Source organism: Stutzerimonas stutzeri (genome assembly GCF_018138085.1).
Classification (GTDB): Bacteria; Pseudomonadota; Gammaproteobacteria; order Pseudomonadales; family Pseudomonadaceae; genus Stutzerimonas; species Stutzerimonas stutzeri_AI.
Genome location: NZ_CP073105.1, coordinates 2,998,410 through 3,015,036 on the forward strand (window position 1 = coordinate 2,998,410; position 16,627 = coordinate 3,015,036).

General features: G+C 63.3%; 13 protein-coding genes. 7 read left to right on the forward strand and 6 right to left on the reverse strand.

What is annotated here, in order from left to right:
- Nucleotides 1-101: 101 nt before the first annotated feature.
- Nucleotides 102-1,583, reverse strand: a complete 1,482-nt coding sequence (gene pap / locus KCX70_RS13670; RefSeq protein WP_212617871.1) for a polyphosphate:AMP phosphotransferase — start codon at nucleotides 1,581-1,583, stop codon at nucleotides 102-104.
- Between the two features lie 185 nt (nucleotides 1,584-1,768).
- Between pap and mnmC the strand changes: the two genes are divergently transcribed.
- Nucleotides 1,769-3,742 (forward strand): bifunctional tRNA (5-methylaminomethyl-2-thiouridine)(34)-methyltransferase MnmD/FAD-dependent 5-carboxymethylaminomethyl-2-thiouridine(34) oxidoreductase MnmC, encoded by a 1,974-nt coding sequence (gene mnmC / locus KCX70_RS13675; RefSeq protein WP_212617872.1) that lies wholly within the window; start codon nucleotides 1,769-1,771, stop codon nucleotides 3,740-3,742.
- Between the two features lie 46 nt (nucleotides 3,743-3,788).
- On the opposite strand, the gene KCX70_RS13680 is transcribed toward mnmC, so the two are convergent.
- On the reverse strand, nucleotides 3,789-4,028 hold the full coding sequence (locus KCX70_RS13680) for a DUF1127 domain-containing protein (protein WP_212617873.1): 240 nt from the start codon (nucleotides 4,026-4,028) through the stop codon (nucleotides 3,789-3,791).
- A 94-nt stretch (nucleotides 4,029-4,122) separates the two neighbouring features.
- Between KCX70_RS13680 and KCX70_RS13685 the strand changes: the two genes are divergently transcribed.
- Entirely contained in the window at nucleotides 4,123-4,977 is an 855-nt protein-coding gene (locus tag KCX70_RS13685) for a LysR substrate-binding domain-containing protein (RefSeq protein ID WP_212617874.1), read from the forward strand.
- 32 nt (nucleotides 4,978-5,009) lie between these two features.
- Here KCX70_RS13685 and KCX70_RS13690 read toward each other — a convergent pair whose 3' ends face one another.
- Nucleotides 5,010-5,483 (reverse strand): MarR family winged helix-turn-helix transcriptional regulator, encoded by a 474-nt coding sequence (locus KCX70_RS13690; RefSeq protein ID WP_212617875.1) that lies wholly within the window; start codon nucleotides 5,481-5,483, stop codon nucleotides 5,010-5,012.
- 219 nt (nucleotides 5,484-5,702) lie between these two features.
- Between KCX70_RS13690 and KCX70_RS13695 the strand changes: the two genes are divergently transcribed.
- The 5 genes from KCX70_RS13695 to KCX70_RS13715 all read left to right on the forward strand — a co-directional run bounded on the left by KCX70_RS13695 (nucleotide 5,703) and on the right by KCX70_RS13715 (nucleotide 13,843).
- Nucleotides 5,703-7,475 carry an N-acetylglutaminylglutamine amidotransferase gene (locus KCX70_RS13695; RefSeq protein ID WP_212617876.1) on the forward strand — a complete coding sequence of 591 codons (1,773 nt, stop codon included), beginning with the start codon at nucleotides 5,703-5,705 and terminating at the stop codon, nucleotides 7,473-7,475.
- Nucleotides 7,476-7,565: 90 nt separating this feature from the next.
- Nucleotides 7,566-9,308, forward strand: coding sequence for an N-acetylglutaminylglutamine synthetase (gene ngg / locus KCX70_RS13700; protein ID WP_212617877.1), 1,743 nt, complete (start codon nucleotides 7,566-7,568; stop codon nucleotides 9,306-9,308).
- A gap of 112 nt (nucleotides 9,309-9,420) precedes the next feature.
- Entirely contained in the window at nucleotides 9,421-10,620 is a 1,200-nt protein-coding gene (locus tag KCX70_RS13705; protein WP_212617878.1) for an osmoprotectant NAGGN system M42 family peptidase, read from the forward strand.
- Between the two features lie 220 nt (nucleotides 10,621-10,840).
- Nucleotides 10,841-13,603: a hybrid sensor histidine kinase/response regulator gene (locus tag KCX70_RS13710; RefSeq protein WP_212617879.1), complete on the forward strand. Its 2,763-nt coding sequence runs from the start codon at nucleotides 10,841-10,843 to the stop codon at nucleotides 13,601-13,603.
- Nucleotides 13,604-13,612: 9 nt separating this feature from the next.
- Nucleotides 13,613-13,843: a YheU family protein gene (locus tag KCX70_RS13715; RefSeq protein WP_212617880.1), complete on the forward strand. Its 231-nt coding sequence runs from the start codon at nucleotides 13,613-13,615 to the stop codon at nucleotides 13,841-13,843.
- A gap of 3 nt (nucleotides 13,844-13,846) precedes the next feature.
- Here the strand turns inward: KCX70_RS13715 and KCX70_RS13720 are convergent, their stop codons facing one another.
- The 3 genes from KCX70_RS13720 to KCX70_RS13730 form a co-directional block, all read right to left on the reverse strand.
- Entirely contained in the window at nucleotides 13,847-14,269 is a 423-nt protein-coding gene (locus KCX70_RS13720) for a hypothetical protein (protein ID WP_212617881.1), read from the reverse strand.
- Nucleotides 14,270-14,388: 119 nt separating this feature from the next.
- Nucleotides 14,389-15,534, reverse strand: a complete 1,146-nt coding sequence (locus KCX70_RS13725; protein WP_102852102.1) for a CynX/NimT family MFS transporter — start codon at nucleotides 15,532-15,534, stop codon at nucleotides 14,389-14,391.
- 109 nt (nucleotides 15,535-15,643) lie between these two features.
- Nucleotides 15,644-16,450: an SDR family oxidoreductase gene (locus KCX70_RS13730; protein ID WP_102852103.1), complete on the reverse strand. Its 807-nt coding sequence runs from the start codon at nucleotides 16,448-16,450 to the stop codon at nucleotides 15,644-15,646.
- Between the last annotated feature and the right edge of the window lie 177 nt (nucleotides 16,451-16,627).

Genomic DNA, 16,627 nt, shown 5'->3' on the forward strand with positions numbered 1-16,627 from the left:
CCTGTTGACGATGGCCCGAGCATAGTTCCAGCCATTTACCGAAGGCGACGACCATTCAGCGGGGATATGGTCGACCATCGTGCGTCCCGCTCGCCGCTCGCTCAGCCGATTGCGTCTTCCAGCGCCTGGTTGAGGGTGCGCAACACTTTCACCCGGGCGAATCGCTTGTCGTTGGCCTCCACCAGTGTCCAGGGCGCGATCTCGGTGCTGGTCCGGTCGACCATGTCCGCCACCGCATTCCCGTAGTCATCCCATTTATCGCGATTGCGCCAATCCTCTTCGGTGATCTTGAAGCGCTTGTGCGGCGTATCCTCCCGCTCCTTGAACCGTTCGAGCTGGGTGTCCTTGTCGATCGACAGCCAGAACTTGACCACCACCACGCCCGCATCCACCAACTGCTCTTCGAACTCGTTTATCTCGGTGTAGGCGCGCAGCCATTCGTCCGGCGTACAGAAACCCTCGACCCGCTCGACCAGCACCCGGCCGTACCAGGAGCGGTCGAAGATGGTGAACTGGCCACGTGCAGGCACGTTGCGCCAGAAGCGCCAGAGCCAGGGCTGCGCGCGTTCATCCTCGCTCGGCGCGGCGATCTGCACGATCCGATACAAACGAGGGTCCAGCGCACCGGTAACCCGTCGTATCGCGCTGCCCTTACCGGCCGCGTCATGGCCCTCGAACAGCGCCAGTACGCCGCGCTTGCGTAGCCGCGGGTCGCGCAGCAGCTGCGACAGCCGCGCCTGTTCCTCCGCCAGTTGCGCCTTGTAGTCGTCCTTGTCGAGCTTCTGCTCCAGGTCGAGGCTGCTGAGCAGGCTCAACCGATCGGCACTCAGCTCGACGGGGGCCGTGTGCGGCTGGGAAGGCTGGCTATCGACCGCATCGAGTGCGGCATTCAACCCTTCGAGCAACAAGCGGCCGGCCGTGAGGCTGCGGTAACGCTCGTCGTAACCCTCGATCACGTACCAAGGCGCGAAATCGCGGCTGCTGCGGCGCAGAATGAGCTCGCCATATCGGACGAACTTGTCATAGGTCTTCGATTGCTGCCAATCCAGCGGACTGATGCGCCAACTGTGCAGCGGGTCGTCCTTGAGCGACTCGAGACGCGCGAGCATGCGGTCCTTGGACAGGTGGAACCAGAACTTGAATATGAGCATGCCTTCGGCGCAAAGCATTCGCTCGAAGCGCTGCGACCGGTCGATCGCCAGCTCCAGTTCGGTTTTCTTGATCCGGCCATGCACGCGATCTTCGAGCATCTTGCTGTACCAGTTGCCGAAGAAGATGCCGGTCTGCCCCTTGGGTGGCAGGCGCCGCCAGTAACGCCAGGCCGGTGGATGCGCGAGTTCTTCGTCGGTCGGCACGTCAAAACTGTCGACACGGATCAGACGCGGGTCCATCCATTCGTTCAGCAGCTTGATCGTCTCGCCCTTGCCCGCACCCTCGATGCCATTGATCAGAATGAGGACAGGGAAACGGGCCTGCTCGCGCAGACGGTACTGCGCTGCCAACAGCGCCTCGCGAAGCACGGGTACGGCTTCGTTGTAGGTTTGCTTGTCGATGGTATGGCCGATTTCCGCGGATTCGAACATGGCGTACTCCAGAACGTGGCTTCGCTTAACCCTAGCAGGCGGCAGGCCACAGGCGTGAACGGCAGCCAAGCGATGCAGGTCGTTGCCCGCGATTCAGGCAGGCCGAACTGATGCGACAAAGCGCACCCGCAGCTGGTTTCCCGCGGCTGCTAGAATCGCCGCCTTCTAGCGTCAGGATGCCTTCCATGCCCATCCACCCCACCCACGGTGTTCAGCCTGCCGAACTCGACTGGGACGCCAATGGCCAGCCCCAGTCCCGCCAGTACGGCGACGTCTATTTCTCTCGCGTCTCGGGCATGGCCGAAACCGAACACGTCTTCCTACGGCCGAACGGCCTGGCGGAGCGTTTCGCCGCGCTGCAAGCCGGCGAGCGCCTAATCATTGGCGAGACGGGATTCGGTACCGGGCTGAATTTTCTCTGCGCTTGGGCGCTGTTCGAACGCAGTGCCCGCGCTGATGCGCAACTGCATTTCGTCAGCGTCGAGAAGCACCCGCTATCGCGAGCCGATCTCACGCGTGCGCTCGCGCTGTGGCCGGACCTGCAAACGTATGCCGAGCAGTTGCTCGAACAGTACGTTGCGGTGAACCCCGGATTCCAGCAGCTGCGTTTCGGCCGCGTGGTGCTGACGTTGCTGGTGGGCGATGCGCTGGACTGCCTGAGCACGCTCGATGCGCAAGTCGACGCCTGGTTTCTGGACGGTTTCGCACCGGCGAAGAATCCGGAGATGTGGCAGCCGGAGCTCTTCGAACAATTGGCACGCCTGTCCAGGCCCGGCACCACTCTCGCCACCTTCACCAGCGCCGGAAGCGTACGCCGGGCGCTGCTGGCGGCGGGCTTCGAGGTCAAGCGCATCCCGGGCTTCGGCCAGAAATGGGAGAGCCTCTGCGGCCAGCTCATCACCTCTGTGAAACCGGCTTGCGCCCCCTGGTTCGCTCGCCCGCATTTGAAGCCCGCGCAACGCAAAGCCCTGGTGATCGGCGCGGGCCTGGCCGGTTGTGCCAGTGCGGCGAGCCTGGCTTCGCGCGGCTGGCAGGTGACGCTCCTCGAACGGCATGACGACATCGCCCAGGAAGGGTCCGGCAACCCGCAAGGCGTGCTCTATCTGAAACTGTCGGCGCACGGGACCGCACTCTCCCAATTGGTGGTCAGCAGCTTCGGCTACACCCGCCGGCTGCTGCGACATCTGCAACGCGGCAAGGACTGGGACGCCTGCGGCGTGTTGCAGCTCGCCTTCGACGAGAAGGAAGCGGCACGACACACGGCGCTCGCCGAGGCCTTCGCACCCAACCTGTTGCGCGCCGTAACGCAAGCCGAGGCCGAACAGCTGGCTGGCGTCGCGTTGCATCACGGTGGCCTGTACTACCCTGACGCCGGTTGGGCCCACCCACCGGCGCTGTGTCGCTGGTTGATCGCGCACCCGGCCATCGAACTGCGCCGTCAACGGCAACCCGTCGAGCTGCGCCGCGTCGATGGCGGCTGGCAGGCGTTGCAGGGAGGCCAAGTGGTCGCCGAAGCGCCAGTAGTGGTCCTCGCCGGTGCAGCCGACGCTGCCCGTTTCGATCAGAGTGGCTGGCTGCCGCTCAAGCGCATCCGCGGCCAGATCACCGGCCTGCAGGCCACCGAGCGAAGCGCCGCGCTGCGCACCGTGCTTTGCGCCAAAGGCTATGTCGCGCCTTCGCGCGACGGCCTGCATACCCTGGGCGCGAGCTTCAATTTCGCCGAGATCGATCCCGCGCCGAGCGACGCGGAGCATCGCTCGAACCTGGACATGCTCAAGGAAATATCAGCCGATCTGTTCGAGCGCTTGCACGCCGTCGAACAGCCACTCGATGGCCTGCACGGGCGCGTGGCGTTTCGCTGCACCAGCCCCGACTACCTGCCGATCGTCGGTCCGCTGGCCGATCCCGCCGCCTTCGCCGATGCCTACGCGGTGCTCGGCAAGGATGCCCGGCAAGTGCCCGACGTCCCCTGTACCTGGCTGGATGGGTTGTACGTCAACACCGCTCACGGATCGCGCGGGCTGATCACCGCTCCGCTGTCAGGCGAACTGCTGGCTGCCTGGCTCGATGACGAGCCGCTGCCCGTGCCGCGCCCGATTGCCGAGGCCTGCCACCCGAGTCGTTTTCTGCTGCGCAAACTCGTCCGCCGAACCGATTGAATCGCAGGGCGATCGACCTGGCGCGCGCCGGCCATGTCGACAGCCTTTAGCCACGCCGGTACGGCTCGTCCCAGAATGGCCGATTGGCTTCGGTGTCGATATCGGCGCGGCTCAGCCCGAGGTCCTTGAGCATTTCGTCGCTAAGCGCGGCGAGTTGCTGCCGCTGCCGGTACAGCGCATGCCAACGGCTTACTCGCTGCCAAGACGCGCGCAACAGCGCGGTAAGCGATGTGCTGCGGTTGGCAGACAGATGACCAGTCCTAACAAACTCAACATGACTTTTCATGATGCACCTCCGGGTGGGATGGCATCAGTGTCCGGCCAGCGTTATGATCAATCCAACGAATGCTAATGATGGCATCCATCTCGGAGATTGATGAATGGCCAACTACCCCAGTATCGACGCCGAGCTGTTGCGCAGTTTCGTTGCCATCGCTGATCACGGCGGCTTCACCCGCGCGGCCGACGCTGTCAATCGCACCCAGTCTGCGATCAGCATGCAGATGAAACGGCTCGAGGAGGATGTGCTGCAGCGCGCCCTGTTCGAGCGCGAGGGCCGGCAGGTTCGGCTGACTGCCGAGGGTCAGGTGCTGCTCGGCTACGCCCGGCGAATCCTCAAGTTGCATGGCGAGGTATTGACCACCTTCCGCGAACCACACATGGTCGGCTCCGTGCGCATCGGCACGCCGGACGATTATGTAATGCGCTTTCTGCCCGGCATCCTTTCGCGCTTCGCTCAAGCGTACCCGCTGGTGCAGGTGGAACTGCACTGCGAGCCTTCGTTCCAGTTGCTGCAACGGCGCGATCTGGACCTGAGCATCGTCACCCGTGAGCCGGGTGCGGAGATCGGCCAGTTGCTGCGGCGCGAACGTGTGGTCTGGGCCGAAGCTGCCGGCTTCAACGCCCATGAGCAGCGGCCGATTCCCCTGGCGGTGTTCAATAGCGAATGCTTCTGCCGTGCCTGGGCCTGCAACGCCCTGGACAGTCTGGGCACGCCTTTCCGGATCGCCTACACCAGCCCTAGCCTGTCGGCGTTGATGGCGGTGGTCGGTGCCGGTCTGGCCGTCACCGCCCAGATGCAGAGCCTGCTGCCGCCGGACATGCGCCAACTGGGGCCGGCCGAAGGGTTTCCCGAACTTCCGGTAAGCAGCATCGTGCTGTTGCGCAACGATCGCAGCCAGTCGCAGGTCAGCGAAACGCTGGCCGAACACATCGTCGAGGGGTTCCGCCTGTAGTTGCCACGCGGCGGATAAGCCGAACTACCGGCCTAATCGATCGGACCACAAAGCGAGGCCGCGCGCAGCAGTGCGGCGGCGATGCCGTGCTGCTCCCAATCGGGCAGCGCGGTGAAGCGCTCGACGAACTCCGGCGGCAGCAGCGAGGGTGCCTGCTTTTGCAACGCCCTGCCCTCGGGCGTCAGCAGCAACCATTGCCGACGTCGATCCTGATCGTCCCGCTGGCGCAGCAACAGACCTCGCTCGGCAAGCCGGTCGAGCTGCCCCGATAGGGTCGCGGCGGTCAGGCTGACACGCTTGCTCAGCGCACTGGCGGTCAGTTGCCCTTCTTTCTCCACCACCTGCAGGATCATCAACTGCACCGGGCTCAGCCCACCGTAGCGGGCCAGCCGCTTGGCGTGGACTTCGGCATCCTGCTGCAGGCGCCGAAGGGCCTGGAACAAGGACAGCTCCAGCGCCGAGGCGGCCAATCGATTAGTTTCATCCAAAATTGTTTTGTCAGTCATAAGCCACAATTTGCCAGCAATCACGGTTTGACATGAAAGCATTTGTTTGTTTCTCTGTAAAACCCGACTGACCTGGCAGGACGCGATGCGACCGGCGCCGGAAGGCCTCGACCTGCAGCTTGAGCAGCGGCCCAGAGCGGTGCGCGCCGGTCTGAAAAGCTGAACTTCGCGATCCGCGCGTCAGTCACACTCCCCAACGGCTAAACCGGTAAGGATCCTATGTGTGGCATAGCTGGCGAACTTCGCTTCGATAATCAACCGGCCGATCTGGCCGCCGTTGAACGCATCACCCAACACCTCATCTCCCGCGGTCCCGACGCTTGTGGTTTCAACAGTCAGGGGCCCGTCGCTCTGGGCCATCGACGCCTGAAGATCATGGATCTGTGCGAGGCCTCCGGCCAGCCGATGATCGATTCGGCGCTGGGTCTGTCGATGGTCTTCAACGGCGCCATCTACAACTATCCGGAACTGCGCGCGGAACTCGAAGCCCTGGGCTACAGCTTCTTCTCCGAAGGCGACACCGAGGTGCTGCTGAAAGGTTTCCACGCCTGGGGCGAGGCATTGTTGCCACGACTCAACGGCATGTTCGCCTTCGCCATCTGGCAGCGCGATACGCAGGAATTGTTCATCGCCCGGGACCGCCTCGGCATCAAGCCCTTGTACCTGTCCAAGACCGGTGACCGCCTGCGTTTCGCCTCGGCCCTGCCCGCCTTGCTCAAGGGCGGCGACATCGCCGGTGTGCTGAACCCGGTGGCGCTGAACCACTACATGAGCTTCCATGCGGTGGTGCCGGCACCGGACACCCTGATCGCCGGCATCGAAAAGCTACCGCCGGGAACCTTCATGCGCGTCGACGCCACGGGCAAATCCAGCCAGCAGCGCTGGTGGACGCTCGAATTCGGCGCCAGGGAAGACGAGCAAAACTACAGCTTCGAGGATTGGCAGGAGCGCACGCTGGCGACCCTTCGCCAGTCGGTTGCGATGCGTCAACGTGCGGCTGTCGACGTCGGCGTGCTGCTGTCCGGCGGCGTCGACTCCAGCCTGCTGGTCGGCCTGCTTCGCGAAGCGGGCGCGGCGGACAACCTGCTGACCTTCTCTATCGGTTTCGAGGATGCCGGCGGTGAGCGCGGCGATGAGTTCAAGTATTCCGACCTCATCGCCGAGCACTACCAGACGCGCCACCACCAGTTGCGCATCCAGGAGAAGGAGATTCTGGAGCGGCTCCCTGCAGCCTTCCAGGCAATGAGCGAGCCGATGGTCAGCCACGACTGCATCGCCTTCTACCTGCTGTCGCGTGAAGTCTCCAAACATTGCAAGGTGGTCCAGAGCGGCCAGGGCGCGGACGAGCTGTTCGCCGGCTATCACTGGTATCCGCAGGTCGACGGAGCACAGGACCCTGCCGCGGCCTATCTGGCGGCGTTCCGTGATCGCAGCTACGAGGAATATGCCGAGACCATGCAGCAGCAATGGGTCAAGGGCGATTTCTCCGGCGACTTCGTACGGCAGCACTTCGCGCAGCCAGGCGCCGAGGCGGCGGTCGACAAGGCACTCAGGATCGATAGCACCGTGATGCTCGTTGACGACCCGGTCAAACGCGTCGACAACATGACCATGGCCTGGGGGCTGGAGGCACGAGTGCCGTTCCTCGACCACAACGTGGCGGAGCTGTCGGCGCGCATTCCGGCCAAGTACAAGCTGCCCAATGGCGGCAAATACGTCCTCAAGGAGGCCGCCCGCAAGGTGATCCCGGCAGCGGTGATCGATCGGCCAAAAGGCTATTTCCCCGTGCCCGGCCTCAAGCATTTGCAGGGCGAGACCCTCAATTGGGTGCGCGAACTGCTGACCGACCCGAGCCAGGATCGAGGCCTCTACAACCCGGCCATGCTGGAAAAACTGCTCAGCGATCCGGAGGGCCAACTGACGCCGCTGCGTGGTTCGAAACTGTGGCAACTGGCGGCAGTCAACCTATGGTTGAGCGAGCAAGGCCTATGAGCATTCGATCGTGACAGTGCCTGTTCCATCGCGGGCGCGTGCGTTCCGTCTGTTCGCCGCGCCGACATGACCAGTTCCAAGGAAAACTCCATGCAGAAGTCTCAAGCTTACGGACAGCGATTGTTGCGCGGCCAGACACCTACCTACGAGCGGCTGCAGGCACGCCTCGCCGAAGATGGCAAGGAAGAGCCGCAGGGCCCGGTGACGCTGCATTGCGGCTGGGGCCGCATCCTGATCGGTCACACCTACTCCGACCCCGCGGACCTCGCCGCCGACCTGCTTCACGAGCAAGCCGGCGAGCGGGATATCGCGCTCTACGTCGCCGCCCCGCACCAGGTGCTCGCCTACGCCCCGCAGCAGTTGTTCCTCGATCCGTCGGACACCATGCGCATCTGGTTCACCGACTACCGCCCGGCACGCCGGAGCTTTCGCGGCTTCGGTATTCGTCGCGCGCAAAGCGAAGCCGACTGGAAGGCTATCAACTGCCTGTATCAATCGCGCGGCATGTTGCCGGTCAACCCTGAGCTGTGCACGCCGCGGGAAAAAGGCGGGCCGGTTTACTGGCTGGCCGAGGACGACGATTCCGGGCAGATCATCGGCAGCGTCATGGGCATCAATCACCACAGAGCCTTCAATGACCCGGAAAACGGCTCCAGCCTGTGGTGCCTGGCGGTCGCGCCGAGCTGTACCCGCCCGGGCGTCGGCGAGGCGCTGGTCCGCCATCTGATCGAGCAGTACATGGGCCGCGGGCTGGCTTATCTTGACCTGTCGGTACTGCACGATAACAAGCAGGCCAAGGCGCTCTACGCCAAGCTGGGCTTTCGCGATCTGCAGACCTTCACGGTCAAGCGCAAGAACACCATCAACCAGTCACTGTTTCTCGGCCCGGGGCCGGAAGCCGAGCTGAACCCCTACGCCAGGATCATCGTCGACGAAGCGCGGCGGCGCGGCATCGAGATCAGCATCGACGATGCCGAGGCCGGTCTGTTTACCCTTACCCATGGCGGCCGCAAGGTGCGCTGCCGGGAGTCGCTGTCGGACCTGACGTCCGCCGTGAGCATGACGCTGTGCCAGGACAAGAGCCTGACCCACCGCACGCTTGCACGGGCCGGGCTGAAGCTGCCGGCGCAGCGGCTGGCCGGCTCGCCCGAAGACAATGCAGCCTTTCTGCAGGAACACGGCAGCCTGGTGGTCAAGCCGGTCGATGGTGAACAGGGCCATGGCGTATCGGTGGATCTGCGCAGCCCAGAGGCCTTGGAAGAAGCCGTCGTCCAGGCACGTCAGTTCGACCAACGCGTGCTGCTCGAAAGCTACCATCCGGGGCTCGATCTGCGCATCGTGGTGATCGGTTACGAGGTCGTGGCCGCGGCCATCCGCCGACCGGCCGAGGTGGTCGGTGACGGCAGCCACAGCATTCGGCAGCTGATCGAAACCCAGAGCCGTCGCCGCCAGGCCGCCACCGGCGGCGAGAGCCGAATCCCGCTGGACAGGGAAACCCAGCGCTGCATCGAGGATGCCGGCTTCGATTACGACACGGTACTGCCACGAGGGGAGCATCTGGCGGTCCGCCGCACGGCGAACCTGCATACGGGCGGGATGCTCGGCGACGTCACCGACAGCCTGCATCCGGAACTTGTCGACGCCGCCATTCGAGCCGCTCGCGCACTGGAAATACCGGTGGTGGGACTGGACCTGCTGGTGCCGGGGGCGGACCAGCCGGACTACGTGTTCATCGAAGCCAACGAGCGCGTGGGCCTCGCCAACCATCATCCACAGCCGACAGCGGAGCGGTTCATCGACCTGCTGTTCCCGCTCAGCCACAACAGCCACTAGCTGGCGCTGTCACGAAGGTGGCCATCGTCACCTTCGGACAGGCTTACCGCGGCATCGCTCGCATTCATTCATCGCATGGCGGCAGCCATCCACGTGCCCCTAAGGAATGATCATGACTGCAAAGCTACCTGAACCTGATCTCAACTATCTGCAACGCGTGTTGCTGGAAACCCTGGCGATTCCCAGCCCCACGGGCTTCACCGACACCATCGTGCGTTACGTGGCCGAGCGCCTCAGCGAACTGGGCATCCCTTTCGAGCTGACTCGCCGCGGCACCATCCGCGCCACGCTGAAGGGGCGCCAGGACAGCCCGGATCGCGCCATCGCCGCGCATCTGGACACCATCGGTGCCAGCGTCCGTGAAATCCATGAAACCGGCCGGCTGGGCCTGTCGCCCGTTGGCTGCTGGTCGAGCCGCTTTGCCGAAGGCAGCCGCGTCAGCGTGTTCACCGATCACGGTGTGATACGCGGCAGCGTCCTGCCGCTGCTCGCCTCGGGGCATGCCTTCAACACGGCGGTCGACGAGATGCCGATCAGCTGGGACCACGTCGAGCTGCGCCTGGATGCCCATACCACCTGCCGCGCCGACAGCATTGCATTAGGCATCCACGTCGGCGACTTCGTCGCCTTCGATCCGATGCCGGAATTCACCGACAGCGGCCATATCAGCGCCCGCCACCTGGACGACAAGGCCGGCGTAGCTGCGCTGCTGACCGCCTTGAAAGCGGTGGTGGAAAGCGGCCTCGAATTGCCGATCGACTGCCATCCGCTGTTCACCATCACCGAAGAAACCGGCTCGGGTGCAGCGGGCGCGCTGCCATGGGATGTCAGCGAGTTCGTCGGCATCGACATCGCGCCAAGTGCCAAGGGCCAGGAATCCAACGAGCATGCCGTCACCGTCGCGATGCAGGACTCTGGCGGGCCGTATGATTTCCACCTCTCCCGTCACCTGCTCAAACTGGCGGAAAACCATGACATTCCGGTGCGCCGGGACCTGTTCCGCTACTACCACAGCGATGCCCAGTCGGCGATCGCCGCCGGGCACGATATCCGTACCGCACTACTGGCGTTCGGCTGCGATGCGACCCACGGCTACGAGCGAACCCATATAGACAGCCTCGCGGCCATGAGCCGCCTGGTCAGCGAGTACCTGCTCAGCCCGCCGGTCTTCGCCAGCGATGCACACACAGGGCAGGGATCGCTGGAAAGCTTCAGCCATCAACTCGAGCACGAAACCCAGATGGAGAACGACACGCGCGTACCGCCAGTCGATTCGATAATCGACAGACGCTCCGACGACACAGCCGATTGAATTTCGGGTTTCATGATCTGCCGCCAACTTGAGGCATTTGCCGATTGCGAGGCGGCCTTGATCCGGGCAAAGTCGCAAGTCACTGAAATATATGAATTGCCTGGTTAAACTGGGCATTCGGCGAAGCTGGCTTGCCATTCGCGTCACTGAAACTGTGCATCCAGGGGGCTGACGGCATTGCCTGGCCCCCGGGACGTTGCGCACGACTCCGGGTCTCAACATGCTGCCGCGCCTTTGCCTGGCCCTCTTGCTTTGTTGTGTAGCTGGTCCGCTCTGGGCATTCACCCCAGTACCGGTGACTACGCATGATTTTCGCCAGTCCCTCGGCAGCTGGACCTATTTCCTCCGGGATCCGGCCGCTGAGCTGAACGCTGAAGAAGTGCTTGCCCTGCCGGAAAAGACCTTCGAACCGGTCATCGCCAAGCACGCCAACAAGGGCAAGAACGACGATGTCTGGTGGTTCCGGGTCGAGCTGGACAACCAGCTGAGCGACCCGGTTGGCGGTTTCGTCGAGATCAACTATCCGTTGCTCGACCACATCGAGCTGTACGTGCGTCGCCCGGACGGCAGCGTCAGCCGGCAACAGTCCGGCGACGAACGTCCATTCAAAGAGCGCTCGGTCAAGGTCAGCAACTTCTGGTTTCCGGTCGACCTAGAGCCCGGCGTCTCGACGCTGTTGCTGCGGGTACAAAGCACCAGCACGCTGTATGTACCACTGTACTTCGGCACCTATGGGTCAAGCGCCGCCGCGGTCGAGGACACGATGGGCTTTGCCGGCGCCTTCTACGGCGTGCTGTTCGCGATGTTCTGCTACAACTTCTTCCTGTTCCTCTCGCTGCGCGAACCGGCCTATTTCTGGTACCTGATCTATAACCTCAACGTCGGGCTGTTCGCGCTCAGCTTCGACGGGCGACTGGTCAAATGGCTGAACGATGATGGAGGTGTCGTTGCCCTGGGCATCTATGCGCTGATGCTCAGTCACTGCCTGATCTCCATCCAGTTCAGCCGGCATTTTCTGCATACCCGCGAGCACTTTCCACGGCTCGATTTCGCATTGCGCGTGGCGTTCCTGGTCTCGTTCGCGGCGCTGTTGTCCGGGCTGGTCCTCGACCTGCAGGCCTGGAGCGTCCTGGCCAGCGTCATGGTCATCATCTCGTCCATCGGCCTGTTGCTGACCGGCGCATTCGTCTGGCGCCGCGGGGTGCGTTACGGTCTGTACTACACCCTCGCCTGGGGCGTGTTGCTGGTGACCTTCGCCATCGTCACGGCGGGCTCGCTGGGCTTCAACCTGCTCGGTCTCTACGGCTCCTCGATCGTCAAGGTCGGTATCGCCTTCGAATTGATCACGCTGTCCATCGGCCTTGCCGACCGGATCAACCTGCTCAAGGAAGAAGGGTTTCGCTCGCGACAGGCCGCCGCCCGCGCGGAGAGCGAAAACCAGGCCAAAAGCCGCTTTCTGGCAAAAATGAGTCATGAAATCCGAACGCCGCTCAACGGTGTTCTCGGCATGCTGCAGCTGTTGCGCGAAACGCCGCTGGATCGCAACCAGCGCTTCTATCTCGACACCATTTCCAGCTCCAGTGCCTCGTTGATGTCGGTGATCAACGACATTCTCGACTACGCACGCATCGGCGCTGGAAAACTCGTTCTGGAAGACATCGAATACGATCTCGAGGCGCTGCTTTCGGAAACCGTCAGCCTGTTCACCGCCCAAGCGCTGGAAAAGCAGCTGCGCTTGCACGTCAGCCTCGCACCCGGCGTGCCGCGACGGGTACGGGGCGATCCCACCCGGCTCAAGCAGATCCTGCTGAACCTGATCAGCAACGCATTGAAATTCACCGAGCATGGCTACGTCATGCTCGAAGTCACCAGTCAGGGCCAAGCGGATGCTCGAACGCTGGAGTTCTCGGTGACCGACAGCGGCATCGGCATGCGTCCCGAAGTCCTCGCTCAGCTGTTCGTGTCCTTCTCTCAGGGCGACTCCAGCACCACGCGCCGGTATGGCGGTAGTGGGTTGGGGCTGGTCATCAGCAAGGAGCTGGTGGAAATGATGGGCGGCCAGATCGTCGTGCAAAGCGCACCAGGGCAAGGTAGCCGCTTCAGTTTCGCCACACCGCTGCATGAAGCGGGGGGCAACCATGATCCGCTCGCCGCGCTGCTGGAAAGACGCACGGCGGTGATCGCCTCCCAGGATCTGCGCGCCCTCGATGCCATGGCTGGCCTGTTGATGCGCTGGGGAATGCGCGTGGTGCGCTGTGAGGAGCCGCAACGGCTGCCTCGCTATCTGGATGACCACAGCGCCCCACCGTTATTGGTGATCATGGCGCCGTGGCCCGGACAACCCGAAGATTGGCTGGCATCGCTGCGCAACCAGCTCGAGCCGAATCAGCGTGTCTTGCTCCTCTACCCACCGCAGAGCGGGCACGCTATCGCTGAAACCGATCTGCGACTGGTCCAGTTGCCCTTACCGCTTCTGCTCGCCCCGCTGCGCGATGCCCTGCATCGGCTCTATCAGCCGATGAACAGGACGCTACCCGACGCTTCGGCACCCGAGTCCGGCGCTGCGACGTCGCGTTCACGCATCCTCATCGCTGAAGACAATCCCGTCAGCCAGATGGTGGTTTCCAGCCTGCTGCGCAAACGAGGCTACGAGGTAACAATCGCGGAGAATGGCCGTCGCGCCGTGGCGGCCTACCGTGAAAATCCCTCGGCCATACAGGCGATCCTGATGGATTGCGAAATGCCGGAAGTGAACGGCTTCGAGGCGAGCCGTCAAATTCGCTGCCTGGAAGCCGAACGCGGGCTGGCACCGGTGCCGATCATCGCGCTGACGGCGCACGTGCTCGATGGCCATCGCCAACAGGGCAGCGACGCGGGAATGAATGACTTCATTGGCAAGCCGCTGGACACCGAGCAGCTGTATGCTTGCCTGGATCGTCACCTGCACGCGACGACGGTCGTCGAACCTGACCAGCCCACCTGACTCGAAACCATGCTCATCCCCTACGACCAGCTAGAACCCGACACGCTCACGCGCCTCATCGAGGATTTCGTCACCCGCGACGGCACCGACAACGGCGACGAGACGCCCTTGCAGACCCGCGTCGAACGGGTGCGTCAGGCATTGAGCAAAGGTACCGCGGTGATCGTCTTCGATGCCGACCATCAGCAATGCCAGCTGGCGCTCAGGCGCGACGTGCCGAAGGAATGGCTGGAGGATTGAGGCTTACCCCAGCACGCCGCCGTCTCGTTCCCAGGCGCAACGCATGCGCAGATCGCGCTGATGCGGGCTGTGCGAGCCGCTGTCGGTCTCCCAGCGAAAGGTATGCGTCCCGCTGAGTTCGGTTTCCAGATGCACCACCGCGCTGGTCCAGTAGAGCTCGCTGAGCAGCGCCTCGAAGTTGCGTACCCACAAGGCCCATTCATATTCGATCGCCCGGTAGCTGGCGCCGAAGTGGATCACCTGGGTCTGGTAGAGGCCATCCCCGGAACAGCAGGAAAACATCTTGCGGCCAATGAACGGCCAGCCCTCGCCTTGCGGCAAGTTGTCCAAAGCACGGCGATTGAGTTCGCGACGCCGCCGACCCTCTTCAGCGTCGGCCGATGGCCAGTCACGGATGCTGCCATAGACGATGGATTCCGGCTCCACGCGAACACTCCACTCGAAAGGCCGACATGTTCAACCAAAACCGGTTGGCGTTCCAGCCTCCCGGTGGGCACGGCGCGACTGCGTGGGATGCAAAGTGATGCCGGTCACGGTGATGCTGTTCAGGTCCCGGTCGCAGCCGCCGGATCACGCCGTGGCGCCAGCCGCAGGGCGAGGACCGTCATGACCGCCGCCATGCTCGCCAGGACCAGAAACGGCCAGCGGTAGTCTCCCGCGATATCGCGCCCGAGCCCAGTCAGCACCGGTGAGAAGCACGCCAGGCAATAGCCGGTACAGAGCATCATCGCCGTCAGCCGGCTGACCGCCAGCGGTGTACTGGCCTCGTACATGGGCAGCACCAGCGACATCGAGAAGGTGCCGTTGAGCGCGATACCCAGCACCATGCAGACCACCAGCGGCTGCACCTGGGGAACCCAGGCGATAATCAGCAGACTGGCTGTCGCCAGCACGCCACAGGCAGCCATCAGCAGGTGTCGCTTCCCGAAGCGCTGCGCCAGCCAGGGCATGGCGAAGGCACTCGGCAAACCGATCAACATGAAGCCACTGAAGAAGGTGTTGCTTTGCAACAGGCTGAAGCCGGCTTCGTGATAACGCGCTACCAGCCAGGTCGCCAGCGCATAGAACAATCCCGCCTGCAGGGCGAAGTAGATGCTCACCAGCCAGGCGCGCGGCTCGCGCCATGGCAAACCAGCCCGCCGCTCGACAGCGGCCTCCGGCTGGTTCGGCAATCGCCACCAGAGCATTACCGCCAGGATCGCCGGGATCGACCAGATTGCCAGTCCCATGGTCCAGCGCTCTCCCAGCAGCTGCGTCGCGGGCGCCGTCAATACCACGCCGATGGTGCCGCCAACAGCCATACTCAACGAGTAGAAGGCGGCGGTCTTGCCAATGCGGTCGAGGAAATAGCGCTTGATGAAGCCCGACAACAACGGCCCGGCCACGGCGATGCCGGCGCCGACCATCGCCGCCGTGCCGATCAGGATCACGGGATTGTCGCCGAGCAGCCTCAACATCAGCGCCAGCCCGATAAGTCCCAGGCAGAGACTGATGGTCCGCTCCAACCCGAACCGCACGGCCAGCCGCGGTGCCAGCGGTGCCAGCAAACCCATCAGCAGCACCGGCAGCGCCGTGGTCAGGCTGACCAGGCTTCGGCTGAGATTCAGCTCATGCGCGATGCGTTCGATCAATGGGGCGAAGGAGGTGATTCCGGGGCGAAGATTGATGGCCGCGAGCACCAGAGCCAGCATGAGCAGCCAGCGAGATGGGTTTTTCACAGTGAATCCATGGGTCGGTCTGAGGTGAACAGGTAACCCTACTCCCGGCCCAGGATCACGGCAAGCAAAACGGACCTATTGGTCAGCTTTTGCTCTTGTTGCGCTTCTTCTCCGCCAGCACCGCCATCTCGTCGTAGATGGCCTGCGGGTTCTGCTGCTTGATCTTCCAGGCTGCGCGCCCTTCGTCATGCGGCAGGATCATGAAGACGCCTTCGGCAACCTGCCGATAGATGTAGTCGGCGATATCCGCCGCGGTGATCGGCGAAGCTTCCAACAGCTTGCTGATCTGCGCCTTCATGTTCGGTGTCGGTCCGCGGTAGGAATCCATCAGGTTCGTCTGAAAGAACGATGGGCAGACCACGTGGACACCCACCTCCTGCTGCTTCAGTTCGACCAGCAGGCTTTCCGACAGCGCGACAACACCCGCCTTGGCGACGTTGTAGTTGCTCATGCCCGGCGCCTGCATCAACGCAGCCATGGAGGCGATGTTGATGATCTTGCCGCGGCTTTTCTGGAGTAATGGCAGGAATGCCTTGCAGCCCTTGACCACGCCCATCAGGTTGATTGCGATCTGCCAGTCCCAATCCTCCAGCGAGAGCTCTTCGAAGAAGCCACCGGACGCAACACCGGCGTTGTTGACCACTACGTCGATCCCGCCGAGTTTGCTTTCGCAAGCCTGCGCCAGACCTGTCAGCTGGCTGTAGTCACGCACGTCACAGCGCTGGGTGAAGCCATCACCGCCGGCTTCGCGGACCATTTTCAGGGTTTCCGCAAGGCCGGCCTCATTGACATCCGAGAGCGCCAACTGCCAACCCTCTCGCGCCCAACGCAGCGCGATCTCGCGACCGAGACCGGATCCAGCGCCAGTGACCATCATGCGATTTTGCATCGTGTGCTGCCTTCTTGTTCGTTGAGTTGCAACGAGTCTAGCGAATGCCGCCGTGTGCTCCGGCCTCTATCGAAATGCTGAATGACAGGCATATCTCGGGCCCGATTGACGGTGTCCGAATGGCTTTATCGACGTAAAAAAGAAAGGGCAGCCAACTGGCTGCCCTTCCCTTTCGCG

Bases quoted from the DNA above. Each gene is read 5' to 3' on its own strand.
- KCX70_RS13730 (WP_102852103.1), bottom strand. From the start codon at position 16,450: ATGCAAAATCGCATGATGGTCACTGGCGCTGGATCCGGTCTCGGTCGC.
- KCX70_RS13705 (WP_212617878.1), top strand. From the start codon at position 9,421: ATGACTGCAAAGCTACCTGAACCTGATCTCAACTATCTGCAACGCGTG.
- ngg (WP_212617877.1), top strand. From the start codon at position 7,566: ATGCAGAAGTCTCAAGCTTACGGACAGCGATTGTTGCGCGGCCAGACA.
- KCX70_RS13715 (WP_212617880.1), top strand. From the start codon at position 13,613: ATGCTCATCCCCTACGACCAGCTAGAACCCGACACGCTCACGCGCCTC.
- KCX70_RS13690 (WP_212617875.1), bottom strand. From the start codon at position 5,483: ATGACTGACAAAACAATTTTGGATGAAACTAATCGATTGGCCGCCTCG.
- mnmC (WP_212617872.1), top strand. From the start codon at position 1,769: ATGCCCATCCACCCCACCCACGGTGTTCAGCCTGCCGAACTCGACTGG.
- KCX70_RS13680 (WP_212617873.1), bottom strand. From the start codon at position 4,028: ATGAAAAGTCATGTTGAGTTTGTTAGGACTGGTCATCTGTCTGCCAAC.
- KCX70_RS13710 (WP_212617879.1), top strand. From the start codon at position 10,841: ATGCTGCCGCGCCTTTGCCTGGCCCTCTTGCTTTGTTGTGTAGCTGGT.
- KCX70_RS13685 (WP_212617874.1), top strand. From the start codon at position 4,123: ATGGCCAACTACCCCAGTATCGACGCCGAGCTGTTGCGCAGTTTCGTT.
- pap (WP_212617871.1), bottom strand. From the start codon at position 1,583: ATGTTCGAATCCGCGGAAATCGGCCATACCATCGACAAGCAAACCTAC.
- KCX70_RS13725 (WP_102852102.1), bottom strand. From the start codon at position 15,534: ATGCTGGCTCTGGTGCTCGCGGCCATCAATCTTCGCCCCGGAATCACC.
- KCX70_RS13695 (WP_212617876.1), top strand. From the start codon at position 5,703: ATGTGTGGCATAGCTGGCGAACTTCGCTTCGATAATCAACCGGCCGAT.